Source organism: Oceanimonas aquatica (assembly GCF_030732065.1).
Classification (GTDB): Bacteria; Pseudomonadota; Gammaproteobacteria; order Enterobacterales; family Aeromonadaceae; genus Oceanimonas.
The window spans coordinates 179,101-191,851 of sequence record NZ_JAVBHX010000006.1; the positions used below are offsets into that span (position 1 = coordinate 179,101).

General features: G+C 59.8%; 11 protein-coding genes. 5 read left to right on the forward strand and 6 right to left on the reverse strand.

What is annotated here, in order from left to right; all coding sequences use genetic code 11:
* Positions 1–9 precede the first annotated feature (9 nt).
* Positions 10–1,080, forward strand: a complete 1,071-nt coding sequence (locus tag Q9290_RS10505) for an AI-2E family transporter (protein WP_306079603.1) — start codon at positions 10–12, stop codon at positions 1,078–1,080.
* 31 nt (positions 1,081–1,111) lie between these two features.
* On the forward strand, positions 1,112–2,449 hold the full coding sequence (locus tag Q9290_RS10510) for a sodium-dependent transporter (RefSeq protein WP_306079604.1): 1,338 nt from the start codon (positions 1,112–1,114) through the stop codon (positions 2,447–2,449).
* A gap of 96 nt (positions 2,450–2,545) precedes the next feature.
* Here Q9290_RS10510 and Q9290_RS10515 read toward each other — a convergent pair whose 3' ends face one another.
* Both Q9290_RS10515 and Q9290_RS10520 read right to left on the reverse strand, forming a co-directional pair.
* A complete protein-coding gene (locus Q9290_RS10515; RefSeq protein WP_306079605.1) occupies positions 2,546–3,382 on the reverse strand; it encodes a tetratricopeptide repeat protein in 837 nt (278 codons plus the stop codon).
* Positions 3,383–3,394: 12 nt separating this feature from the next.
* Positions 3,395–4,111, reverse strand: coding sequence for a 4'-phosphopantetheinyl transferase family protein (locus Q9290_RS10520; RefSeq protein WP_306079606.1), 717 nt, complete (start codon positions 4,109–4,111; stop codon positions 3,395–3,397).
* A gap of 152 nt (positions 4,112–4,263) precedes the next feature.
* Between Q9290_RS10520 and Q9290_RS10525 the strand changes: the two genes are divergently transcribed.
* Positions 4,264–4,707 (forward strand): NlpC/P60 family protein, encoded by a 444-nt coding sequence (locus tag Q9290_RS10525; protein WP_306079607.1) that lies wholly within the window; start codon positions 4,264–4,266, stop codon positions 4,705–4,707.
* An 86-nt stretch (positions 4,708–4,793) separates the two neighbouring features.
* Here the strand turns inward: Q9290_RS10525 and Q9290_RS10530 are convergent, their stop codons facing one another.
* Complete coding sequence (locus tag Q9290_RS10530) at positions 4,794–6,647, reverse strand: DUF3413 domain-containing protein (protein ID WP_306079608.1); 1,854 nt, start codon at positions 6,645–6,647, stop codon at positions 4,794–4,796.
* Positions 6,648–6,680: 33 nt separating this feature from the next.
* Positions 6,681–6,908 (reverse strand): YejL family protein, encoded by a 228-nt coding sequence (locus Q9290_RS10535; protein WP_107851616.1) that lies wholly within the window; start codon positions 6,906–6,908, stop codon positions 6,681–6,683.
* 77 nt (positions 6,909–6,985) lie between these two features.
* Here Q9290_RS10535 and yejK point away from each other — a divergent pair, with 77 nt between their 5' ends.
* On the forward strand, positions 6,986–7,981 hold the full coding sequence (gene yejK, locus Q9290_RS10540; RefSeq protein ID WP_306079609.1) for a nucleoid-associated protein YejK: 996 nt from the start codon (positions 6,986–6,988) through the stop codon (positions 7,979–7,981).
* 61 nt (positions 7,982–8,042) lie between these two features.
* Here the strand turns inward: yejK and ahpF are convergent, their stop codons facing one another.
* Positions 8,043–9,584: an alkyl hydroperoxide reductase subunit F gene (ahpF, locus tag Q9290_RS10545; protein ID WP_306079610.1), complete on the reverse strand. Its 1,542-nt coding sequence runs from the start codon at positions 9,582–9,584 to the stop codon at positions 8,043–8,045.
* Between the two features lie 95 nt (positions 9,585–9,679).
* Positions 9,680–10,246 (reverse strand): alkyl hydroperoxide reductase subunit C, encoded by a 567-nt coding sequence (gene ahpC, locus Q9290_RS10550; RefSeq protein WP_306079611.1) that lies wholly within the window; start codon positions 10,244–10,246, stop codon positions 9,680–9,682.
* A gap of 850 nt (positions 10,247–11,096) precedes the next feature.
* Here ahpC and Q9290_RS10555 point away from each other — a divergent pair.
* On the forward strand, positions 11,097–12,695 hold the full coding sequence (locus tag Q9290_RS10555) for an isocitrate lyase (protein WP_306079612.1): 1,599 nt from the start codon (positions 11,097–11,099) through the stop codon (positions 12,693–12,695).
* Positions 12,696–12,751: the final 56 nt, after the last annotated feature.

The window sequence follows — 12,751 nt, forward strand, 5'->3', positions numbered from 1 at the left end:
ACAGATCGCATGTTGGATATTCTCAGGCACTGGTACCGGCAGCGCTTTTCCGATCCGGGCGCGGTCGTGCTGTTTTTGCTGCTGTTGTTCGGCTTTGTGGTGGTGTATTTCATGGGGCGCATTCTGGCGCCGTTTTTTGCCGCCGTGGTGATCGCCTACCTGCTGGAATGGCCGGTGGGCCGGTTGCGCCGGCTGGGCCTGGGCAGAGGGCCGGCGGCGGGCGTGGTGCTGCTGTTGTTTGCGGTGCTGCTGGTGTTATCGCTGGTGAGTCTGGTGCCCTCCATTCTGACTCAGAGCGCGAACCTGGCACGGGAAATTCCCACCATGATCAACCGGGCCCAGGAGGTGCTGCTGACCCTGCCCGAGCAGTACCCCGAACTGGTGGACGTGACCCTGGTGCAAACCCTGCTCGACGACGTGCGTGGCCGCCTGCTGGGCTCGGCGGATGCCATTCTCAGCGTGTCCATCAGCTCGCTGACCAATGTGGCGGTGCTGCTGGTGTATTTCATTCTGGTGTCGGTACTGGTGTTTTTCATGCTGAAAGACAAGCCGGCGCTGCTCCGCAGCATGAGCCGCTTTTTGCCCGAAAACCGCGAGCTGATTTCCCGGGTGTGGCACGAGATGAACGTGCAGATCGCCAATTATGTTCGGGGCAAGGTGATTGAAATTCTGATCGTGGGCGGGGTCAGCTACGTCACTTTTGCCCTGCTGGGGCTCAACTATGCGCTGCTGCTGGCGGTGCTGGTGGGCTTTTCGGTGCTTATTCCCTATATCGGCGCCGCCGCCGCCACCGTGCCTGTGGCCATGGTGGGGCTGTTTCAGTGGGGGTTTACGCCGCCATTCTTCTACCTGATTGTGGCCTACGGCATCATTCAGGCGCTGGACGGCAACGTGCTGGTGCCGGTGCTGTTTTCCGAAGCGGTCAACCTGCATCCCATCGCCATTATTGTGGCGGTGCTGGTGTTTGGCGGCTTCTGGGGCTTCTGGGGCGTGTTTTTTGCCATTCCCCTGGCCACCCTGGTCAAGGCAGTGATCAACGCCTGGCCCCATCATGACACGGTTCCGTCCGGGCCGGTCTGATTTCAAACCAAAATACATCAAGGACTACAGAGTGAGAGAACATTTCGCTTCCCGCTTCGGGTTTATCATGGCGGCCGCGGGCGCGGCGGTGGGCCTGGGTAATATCTGGGGCTTTCCCACCCAGGCGGCCAGCAACGGCGGCGGCGCCTTTCTGGTGGCCTACCTGGTGCTGGTGCTGATCCTGGCTTTTCCCATGCTGGTGATGGAAGTGGCCATTGGCCGTCATGGCCAGGCCAACCCGGTGGACTCGGTGCGCAAGCTGGGTAAAGGTCCGCTGCAACAGCGGTTTGCGTCTCTGGTGGGCTACGCCGGCATGCTGGTGCCGAGTCTGGTGCTGTCGTTTTACGCCATTGTGGCGGGCTGGCTGCTGGCCTTTCTGGCCGCCAGCATCACCCGCATGCTGGGCTGGCAGGCAGCCACCGACTGGCTCGAGGCCTTTGGTCTGGGCCGCAACATTCTCTGGACCCTGGTGTTTTACCTGCTCACCATACTGGTGGTGCAGGCCGGAGTACGCCGGGGTATTGAGCGCTGGTCGGCCCGGCTGATGCCGGCCCTGTTCCTGCTGTTTGTACTGCTGTTCTGCTACATCCTTACTCAGAACGGCGCCCTGGAAGGGCTGCGCCATTATCTGATCCCCGATTTCAGCAAGGTGATGGACAGCCAGCTGCTGATCAGCGCCATGGGCCAGGCCTTTTTCTCGCTCACCATCGGCGGCTGCTCCATGCTGATGTACGGCTCCTATCTGAGCCGGCAGGAAAGTATTCCCGCCACCGCCTTTCAGGTGACCCTGATCGACACAGGCGTGGCCTTTCTGGCGGGCCTGGTGATTTTGCCGGCCATGTTTGTGGCCATGCACAACGGCGTCACCATCTACGGCGAAGACGGCAGCCTGCTGAGCAGCGACACCCTGGTGTTCCAGGTGTTGCCGGCCCTGTTCGACACCATGGGCCCCATCGGTCTATTGATGGCGCTGGTGTTTTTCGTGCTGATGGGTATTGCCGCCCTGACCTCTTCCATTTCCATGCTGGAAGTGCCTGTGTCCTATGCCACCGAGCGCTTTCAGGCGCCGCGGCCGCTGATGACCTGGCTGCTGGGCGGCGCACTGGCGCTGTTCAGTGTGGTGATCTGCCTGAATTTCGGCGCCCTGTTCGGTTTTGTCATTCGCTTGTCTACCCAGAATATTCAGCCGCTGGTGGGATTGGGTTTCTGTGTACTGGGGGGCTGGATGTGGGGCCGGGCCAGTCTGTTTGAGGAGCTGGTGAAGGGTACACCGGAACTGGCCGGCAGTACTTTCTGGCGCATCTGGCCCTGGTATGTGCGGCTGATCTGCCCGCTGCTGGTGGTGCTGGTGATCGGTGCCAGCTGGTGATGTGGTGAGGGAGCGAAAGTGAGGGGAAAGGTGTGAGGAGAGAGGAGAAAAATACCGGCGGCTTGGAGCCGCCTCACCCCCCACCCCTCACCGATATCAATACAGCATGCTGTACAGCTTGCGACGATAACGGGAGGCCACCGGATCGGCGCCCATGCTGGTGAGCATGTCGAGCAGGTGCTTTCTGGCTTCGCCAAACGACAGGTCTTGTTGCAGGATCTCGGTCAGCAGCTGCAGTGCTTCTTCCTGGCGGCCGGCCTGAAAATACTGCACCGCCAGCTCTTCCTTCAGCTCCAGATTGTCGGGGGAGGCCGCCAGCTTCTGCTCCAGCTCACGCAGCTCGGGGCTGTCGGCAGCTTCCCGGGCCAGCTCCAGCCGGGCCAGCACATGCTGATACTGGCTGTCCTGATCCGCCATGCCAATGGTCTCCAGCAATTGCTGGGTTTCTTCCAGCTTGTTCAGCGCCAGGGCCGTTTCGGCCAGGGTCAGGCGAATGGCCGGCGTGTCTTCCAGCGCCCGGGCCTGTTGCAGCAGGCCATAGGCGGCTTTCGGATCCATGCCCAGCATTTGCTTGGCCTGATCCAGCAGCAGCTCGGCCTCGTTGGGCAGATAGGGCTTGATAAACGCCTTGAGGGCAGCTTCGTCCTGGGGGCCTTCCAGCATATCGACCGGTTGGCCGCCCTTGAACGCCACCAGCGCCGGCAGTGCCTGCAGGCCAAGCTGTACGGCCAGGCTCTGCAACTGGGGATCGGCCACGTCCACCCGGGCCAGATCCACATGGCCGTTGTCGGCGCCGACCAGCTGCTCCACCAGGCCACTCATGGGCTGGCACTCGGGCACCTGCTCGGCGTGGAAGAAAATCACCACCGTCTTGTCCATGGATGCCTGGATCAGCGCCTGCTGAAAATTCTCTACCGTGATATCGACGATCATTGAAAAGCCTCTTTAGGGGTTTATGGCTAGATTGGGTTGCGGACCGGTGATTTCAAGCGCCGGCATGCAATCGGCGAGCTCCAGCCGGCGCAGCCGGCTGTGTTCACCGGCCACCGCCAGGGTCAGGCTGGCATCGGCCAGCCTGCCCTGAAACAGCCGGTAACACTGGCCGTTAAAGCGAGCCCGAGGCTGGCCGGGGTGCCACTCTACCCGGTCGAGGTTGTTGGCAATGCCGCCGCCCTCGGCCTTGAGCACGGCTTCCTTTACCGTCCACAACTGCTGAAAGTCATGGGCCGGGTGAGGGCTGTTGGCCAGCCGGCGCTGCTCGGCGCCGGCGAGATAACGTCCGGCCAGGCGCGCGATGCGCGGGGCGTCCAGTCGCCGGGTTTCCAGATCCACGCCCACCGCCGTTCGCGGGCTTAGCGCCAGGGCCAGCAGGGAGCCGCTGTGGCTCAGATTGAACTGCCAGTCGCCGCTGGCCAGCTCGGGCTTGCCCCGGTTGTTCAGGCTGATATCGAAGGCGGCAGGATCATGGTGCAGCAACTGACTCAGGCGCTGGCGCAACAGGTAGCGCCCCAGCAAAAACAGCCGGGCCTGAGTGACATTGGTGATGCTGTCAAGGCGCCGGCGCTCTGCCAAAGAGAGTGTTTTATCGGCGCTTTGTGGCGGTTTTATCGCCACGGCGTCGCAAATCAGAAGTTCGACGACAATATCGTTGTTTTCGCTCATTTTTCGCTTTGCAAAATACGCAGAAACTGGACTATGCTGAAGCCCATTCTTCGGTTGCCATTGTTCATATGATCAAACATATCATTGTTATCGGCAGTCTGCTTGTGATGGCCGGATGCAGCAGTACGCCGAGTCCCGAGTCAGGCAAAAGGATGACTGGCAAAAAGCCGTCCTCTTCCCTGACTTACAGCATCAGCACCGGTCCCGCCAAACCCAAGCGTACGCTGGCCTCGGTCAGTGATCTGCAGCAGGTGTATCAGCGCTGGCGTGGCGTGCCGTATCGCTTTGGCGGTGAGAGCGAGCAGGGCATTGACTGCTCCGCCTTTACTCAGACCCTGTATCAGGAAGCCTTTGGCATGTCGCTGCCGCGCAGCACCCGCGAGCAGGTGTTGCTGGGACGGGAAGTAGAGCGGAACGAATTGCGCCCCGGCGATCTGGTGTTCTTTCGCACCGGCCGAAGCACGCGTCACAACGGGGTGTATATCGGTAATGGCAGGTTTGCCCATGCCTCATCCAGCGTGGGCGTGACCATTTCCAGACTCGACAATGTCTACTGGCGCAGCCGCTACTGGCAGGCCCGCCGGGTGCTGGACTAAAAGCAGGGAACAGGGACTGGTGAATAGAGAATCGTAACCGATAATCCCTAATCCCTAATCCCTAATCCCTAATCCCTAATCCCTAATCACTTCCCCTGAAACCGGTTCAGCTCGTTCATGACCTGCATCAGCAGGGTCAGCTCGGGATTGTTTCCTTCCCGCTCACCGTAATCGGCGGCATTCAGCAACTGTAAATCGCCGCGCCGGTTGAACAGGGTAATATCACCGTTCTGGTAAATGGCGTATTCCTCTTCGTCCGAGGCCAGCCGCCAGCGGTTCGGGCGCGCCGTAAACAGCGACTGGCCGCTGGCGTAGCTGCGCAGCGGATTGCTCACTCCCAGCGCCTGTTGCAGCAGGGTGGGGGCCAGGTCCAGGTGGCTGGTGGGGTGGTCAAAGCGCTGAGGGGCGTCGCGCCCGGGCCAGGCCATCACCAGCGGCACCCGTAACTGAGCCGGCGAATAGCCGTTGCCAAAGCCCCAGGAATTGTTGCCGTTGTCGTTGAATTCCATGCCGTGGCCGGAGGTCACCACCACCAGGGTATCCCGCTCCAGACCGCGTACCAGGCCCAGCAGGCCACCCAGTAACTGATCGGTGTAAAACACCGCGTTGCGATAGCGGTTAAGCAGGGCGTCGTGCTGCTCGGCCCGGTAGCTGTCGGCGGGATTCAGCCGCTCCAGCGACGGCTGAAACGGGCCGCGCATGCCCTCGGGCAGCGACAGCGAGTTGAGCGCATCGAGATAAACGTAGGAAAACCAGGGCCGGTCATCGGGCTGCTGGTTCATCCAGCCGGCAAAGCGGCCCAGCATTTGGCGATCGCCCTCGGCGCCCCCCGGTGCCGGTTGCATGCCCGGATTGCGCAATGTGGTGAAAATGGCATCCCGGTACAGGGCCGAGTCGGTGCCGCCGCTGACAAACAGGCCAATACGGTAATCCTGGCGCTGCAGTTCATCGATCAGTACCGGGGCCGTCCGTTCCAGCTCCGCTTCCCGCCGGTAGTGGGCGGGCAGGCTGTAGAACAGGCTGAACAGCGCCGGCTCCGGCCGGTTGCCGGCGCTGAGATGATTGTCAAAGCGCAGGTGCCGGGCGGCAAAGCGGCTCAGGTTGGGCATGGTGATGTGGTCAAGCTGATCGGCCCGCAGGCCGTCGGCCACCACCAGCAGAATATTGGGTGCCTGCACCGGCGGCTGCACCGACAGCGGCCGCAGCGGATAATTCAGCCGCTGTTGCGGGCTGTCGGCCACTTGTTCCGAGCGCTCCCGGTATTCGTCTTCATCCAGCCAGCCCTGGCGGATCAAAAAGCCCTTGGCGGTCATGGGGTAGGACAGCGGAAAGTTGGCTTTTTGCAGGGTTATGGGCGTATACAGAGTGGCGTCGGCCCAGATATGCACGCTGTGAGTCAGAAAAAAGCACACCAGCAGCGGCAGGGTCAGCGGCCGCGACAGCCGGCGGGAGCGGCGCGGGCTCCAGCGCCACAGCCAGGTGCCCAGCCACAGCTCCAGCACAAACAACACAGGTACCCAGGCAAACAGCCAGCCCCAGCCCGGCGCCCCTTCCGCCTGGGCCTGATCCAGCAACAGCCGCCATACCGCCGGGTTGAGGTGAAAGCCGAACAGGCTGAACACCTGGGTATCCACCAGCAGCAGGGTCAGGGCGCCGGTGGCGATACCGGCCCCCAGAAACTGCACCGCCCTGAGTTTGGGAAACACAAAGGTCAACGGAAACAGGGTCAGCAGGTAGGTACAGAAGGTGAGAAAGGCAAAATGCCCGACCCAGCTTACCAGCATGTAGCCAATGCCGGCGGCGGTATCGGGCAGGCCGGCCGCGAACAGGTAACGGGTGGACACGCCCATGGCCAGCAATATGTTGAAAAACACAAACCAGTGGCCCCAGCCGATCAGGCGGGAGACGTTGTCGCGGAACTGGGGGCCGGTTTCAACCATGGGCGTGGTGGATCTCGGTGAATCAAGGGGCGCTCAGTGCGCCCCTTTTTGTGTATCGACGGATGAAGTCAGCACACTGGCGAACTTGTCGGCAATGGCCTTGCGCTGACCGGGGGCAATCTGATGATTGATGATATGCGTGGCCAGGTTACCCAGAACCATCAGCCGCAGATCCGCCGGCGCCTGGTGCTTGTCCATCACCGCTTCCAGCTCGCTCAGCAGCTGGTCGAATTGTTTGTCGTACTTGGAAATAACAGGCATGGGCGTTCAATCATTTAACTTGGTAACAGGGCGACTATAATACCCCACCCTATTCGGCAACTCTATGGCAATCTGACATGAGCCTGGACATCGAACACATCATAGTGCACTCCCTGTTTTTAAATGAGCAGGGGCAGACCGAGCTTGCCAAGCGCGACGACGAGCTGGCCACGGGCCCGGCGGTGACGCAGCTGATGAGCGAGCTGCATCATATATACAACACCAAGGCCGGCAAGGTGTTTGGCTATTTCAGCGACGAGGACACCGGCTTTCGTGATCTGGTGCGGCGCATGGAAGATCAGAGCCTGGGCTTTGCGTCTTTTTCCCATCAGGCCGCCGAGCGGCTGCTGGGCGAGCTGAACCGGCTGGAGATGCAGGAAGAGGGTGTGTTGCTGTGTGTGCGTTATCAGTGGCTGGGTGCCCGCTACCTGCTGATTGCCCTGCTCGACAATAAGGACAGCGTCACCGTCACCGAAAAGCTGGACGTCAGCCGGGCCAGCTACCTGGATCTGGGGCGCATGCAGCTGGCGGCGCGGCTGGATCTCACCGAGCTGCAGACCCGGCCCGAGTCAAAGCGTTACTTCTCCTTTATCAAGGGCCGGGCCGGACGCAAGGTGTCGGACTTCTTTCTCAACTTTCTGTCCTGTGTCGAGGGCATGGATCCCAAGGTTCAGAGCCAGGGGCTGATGAAAGCGGTGGACGAGTATTGCGAGGCCCGCCAGCTGAGCAAGGAAGAGCGGGAAGAAAGCAAGGCCACCATCAGCAAGTATTGCCGGGAGCAGCTGAAGGAAGGGGAAGAGCTGGAATTGCGCGAGCTGTCGGCGGAGCTGGGCAGCGACGACGATCTCGACTTTTACCAGTTTGTCAGCGAGGAATATGAGCTGGAGGAGCGTTTTCCGGTGGACCGCTCGTCACTCAAGGGGCTGACCAAGTACGTGGGCTCGGGGGGCGGCCTGACCATCAGCTTTGATCAAAAGCTGCTGGGCGAGCGCATTGAATACGATCCGGCCACCGACACCCTCACCATCAAGGGCACGCCGCCCAACCTCAAGGCGCAATTGCAGAAAGGCTGAAAAAATCGTGAGGAGTAAGGTGTGAGGAGCTTCATCGCCTCACGCCTCACCCCTCACGCTCTTACGAGCGAATTAGGTGATCAAAGGCCCCCAGTGCGGCGGTGGCGCCGGCACCCATGGAGATGATGATCTGCTTGTAGGGCACGGTAGTGGCATCGCCGGCGGCAAACACGCCGTCCAGGGAGGTGGCGCCTCGGGCATCGATGATCACCTCGCCAAAGCGGCTCAGCTCCACTTCCGAGCCTTTCAGGAACTCGGTATTGGGTACCAGGCCGATCTGCACGAAGATGCCGGCTACGTCCAGCCGCTTGCTCTCACCGCTGACCCTGTCGGTGTATTGCATGCCGGTGACCTTGCTGCCGTCACCCAGCACTTCGGTGGTCTGGGCATTCATGATGATGTCTATGTTGCCCATGGAACGGGCCTTGCGCTGCAATACCTCGTCGGCCCGCAGGCTGTCGGCAAATTCCACCACGGTGACGTGCTCGACAATGCCCGCCAGATCGATGGCTGCTTCAATGCCGGAGTTGCCACCGCCCACCACGGCCACCCGCTTGCCCTTGAAGAAGGGACCGTCACAGTGGGGGCAGTAGGCCACGCCTTTGTTGCGGTATTCAGCCTCGCCGGGCACGTTCAGCTCGCGCCAGCGGGCGCCGGTGGCCAGAATGACCGACTTGCTTTTAAGTACGGCGCCGCTTGCCAGCGGCACCTCAATCAGCTCGCGCTGCTGAATGCCGGCGGCACGCTGGTTGGTAACCAGCTCCACGTCATACTCTTTCACATGCTGCTCCAGGCTGGCCGCCAGTTTGGGGCCCTCGGTGTAGGGCACGGAAATAAAGTTTTCAATGCCCATGGTGTCCATCACCTGACCGCCAAAGCGCTCGGCCACCAGACCGGTGCGCACTCCCTTGCGGGCGGCGTAAATGGCGGCGGCGGCACCGGCGGGGCCACCGCCCACCACCAGCACGTCAAAGGGAGCCTGTTCATTCAGGGTGGCGGCCTGACGCTCGGCGGCGCCGGTGTCCAGCTTGCCGACGATTTCTTCAAGGCTCATGCGGCCCTGACCAAAATGCTCACCGTTCAGGTAAACGGCGGGTACCGCCATCACCTGGCGCTGGTTGACCTCGTCCTGGAACAGGGCGCCGTCAATCATCACATGGGTGATGTTGGGATTCAGGTGCGCCATCAGGTTAAGCGCCTGCACTACATCCGGGCAGTTCTGACAGGACAGGGAGATATAGGTTTCAAAATGGTACTCGCCTTCCAGGTTGCGGATCTGCTCCAGCAACGCCGGGTCGGCCTTGGACGGGTGTCCCCCCGCCTGCAGCAGGGCCAGTACCAGGGAAGTAAATTCATGACCCATGGGAATGCCGGCAAAGCTGACCCGCGGGGTCTGGCCGGCCGGGGCCACGCCCATGCTCGGTGTACGGCTGGCGCGGGTTTCCATGAGTTCAATCTTGCCGGACAGCTCACTGATTTCAGTGGCCAGCTCCAGCAATTCCTTTGATTTCGGGGTGTCATCACCGGACACGCTGATCGCTATCGGCGAGACGATGTGCTGCAGATAGGTGTCCAGTTGCTTTTTAAGATTGGTATCTAACATGGGCGTGTCCTGTGCTGAATGTGATGTACAAAAAAACCGGCCCGCCGACCGGATAAGAAAGTTATCGCCGCGGGCCGGGGAAGTGCGTTCAGGTCTTAAATTTTGCCGACCAGGTCCAGAGACGGGGCCAGAGTGGCTTCGCCTTCCTGCCATTTGGCGGGGCAGACTTCACCCGGGTGAGCGGCAACATACTGGGCTGCCTTGATCTTGCGTACCAGGTCGGCGGCGTCGCGGCCGATGCCTTCGGCGGTCACTTCAATGGCCTGGATGACGCCCTGCGGATCGATGATGAAAGTGGCGCGGTCGGCCAGGCCCTGACCTTCACGCATGACACCAAAGTTGTTGGTGATGGTGCCGGTCTGGTCGCCCACCATGTAGTACTGGATCTTGCCGATGGTCTCGGAGCTGTCGTGCCAGGCTTTGTGAGTGAAGTGGGTATCGGTGGATACGGAGAACACTTCCACGCCCATTTTCTGCAGCTCGTCGTAGTGGTCTGCCAGATCGCCCAGCTCGGTGGGGCAGACAAAGGTGAAGTCGGCCGGGTAGAAGAACACCACGGACCACTTGCCCTTGAGGTCGGCCTCGGTGACCTTGACGAAATCGCCCTGGAAGTAAGCGTCAGCGGTAAAGGGTTTGATTTCGGTATTGATGGAAACAGCCATGAACAGCTCCTTTTTGTTTCTCTGTGTGTATGTGTGTTTCGAACGCTGCTCATGTTAGGGAAAGCTCTTCGTTTGGTGAAGTCATTCATTTCTATTGAATTGATTGCTTTTAACAATCGTTAAGGCGGCAAGCCCCCCGGCTACCTTTCCGGGAATAATACTTTTTTATTTCTTCTGACAGGCCTTGTTCTGGGGCTTTTGCGGCACAGTTGCGCCTGCATGGCGGCTGGCGGCCGTTTTCGCCTTCGACACTAACAAAACAACATCGGGGCCTTCCGGTGTGCCATCCGGATTATCCGTCGTGCTTTTTTTGCAGTCGCAAAAAAATATCGTGAAACGGGTGAAGGTCCCGGCATAAGCGGGAGCAGGGCGATTAGGCCGGGAGGGAATATATTAAGCTTAAGGTTTTATTCAGCTCCAACCTTTTTTGGTTTTGTGTTTATTTATTACGTTTTTAAATTACTTTTTAAGGTTCTGGTGGTGTTCTTTAGAGGGAGTGGAAGTGGCTTTTATCAACGATTTAGAGCCAGTTATGCTTTAGTCTTAGGCCAGCCGGGTTATGTGATGTGTGTTGTGTTTTAGTTAAATTGGATCTTGATCGAACCTGTTTTTTTGCGCAACGTAATAGTCACACCGCAACGCAGAAGAAAGCGGCAACTGTTCGGTAAAACCTTTTTGCTGTAACAAGCCAGACAAACGGAAGCGAGCTGCAAAGCCGCAACATAAAAACAAAAATTGAAGAAGATGTACTGCCAAGCCAGCCGAACGGCGGTGTTGAACGCTGGTTTGACAGGGATGTGTAACTGTTTGAGACCCGATTGCTCAACAACAACAAGACAGGACTGGAACCATGCCATACGCCAACGAGATTGATACCCTGGCCACTCTGATTAAGCAGAACCCGACCTGGGGTGCCATTAAGCCCGAACACGCCGCCCGCATGCGGGTGCAGAACCAATTCAAGACCGGCCTCGACATTGCCAAGTACACCGCCAAAATCATGCGTGAAGACATGGCCGCCTATGACGCGGATCCGGCGCAATACACTCAGTCTCTGGGCTGCTGGCACGGCTTTATCGGTCAACAGAAGCTGATTTCCATCAAGAAGCACTTCGGCAGCACCAAGCGCCGCTACCTCTATCTGTCCGGCTGGATGGTAGCCGCCCTGCGCTCCGAGTTCGGCCCGCTGCCGGATCAGTCCATGCACGAGAAAACCTCTGTGCCTGCCCTGATTGAAGAGCTGTACACCTTCCTGCGTCAGGCCGACTCCTGGGAGCTGAACCACCTGTTCCGCGCTCTGGAAGATGCCCAGAACGCCGGTGACGCCGCCAAGGTGAAGGAAATCGAAGCCCAGATCGACAACCACGAAACTCACATTGTGCCGATTGTTGCCGATATCGACGCCGGTTTTGGTAACGCCGAAGCCACCTATCTGCTGGCCAAGAAGATGATTGAAGCCGGTGCCTGCTGTATTCAGCTGGAAAACCAGGTATCCGACGAGAAGCAGTGTGGCCACCAGGATGGCAAGGTGACCGTGCCTCACGCCGACTTCCTGGCCAAGATCAACGCCGTGCGTCTGGCCTTCCTCGAACTGGGTGTGGACGACGGTGTCATCGTGGCCCGTACCGATTCCCTGGGTGCCGGCCTCACCAAGCAGATTGCCGTGACCAACGAGCCGGGCGACCTGGGTGACCAGTACAACAGCTTCATTGACGGCGACGTGATTGAAAGCGCCGACGACATCGCCAACGGCGACGTGGTCATCAAGCAGAACGGCAAGCTGGTTCGTCCCAAGCGCCTGGCCTCCGGTCTGTTCCAGTTCAAGGCCGGCTCCGGTGAAGACCGCGTGGTAATGGACTGTATTGCCAGCCTGCAAAACGGTGCCGACCTGCTGTGGATTGAAACCGAGAAGCCTCACATCGGCCAGATTAAAGGCATGGTTGACCGCATTCGCGCCGTAGTGCCCGATGCCAAGCTGGTGTATAACAACAGCCCGTCCTTCAACTGGACCCTGAACTTCCGTCAGCAGGTATTCGACGCCTGGGCTGCCGAAGGCAAGGATGTGTCCGCCTACGACCGCGACAAGCTGATGAGCGCCGACTACGACACCACCGAACTGGCCCAGCTGGCCGACGAGTGGACGGCCAACTTCCAGCGTGACGCCGCCCGTGAAGCCGGTATCTTCCACCACCTGATCACTCTACCGACCTATCACACCGCGGCCCTGTCCACCGACAACCTGGCCAAGGGTTACTTCGGCGACGAAGGCATGCTGGCCTACGTGGCGGGTGTACAGCGCAAGGAAATCCGTCAGGGCATCGCCACCGTCAAGCACCAGGACATGGCCGGCTCCAACATCGGTGACGACCACAAGGAATTCTTTGCCGGTGACGCCGCCCTCAAGGCCGGCGGTAAAGACAACACCATGGGTCAGTTCGAAAACATCTGAGCCGGGTAACCGCACAACAACAATATTTCAAGGTCCATCTCGTTTTTGGCAGCCCT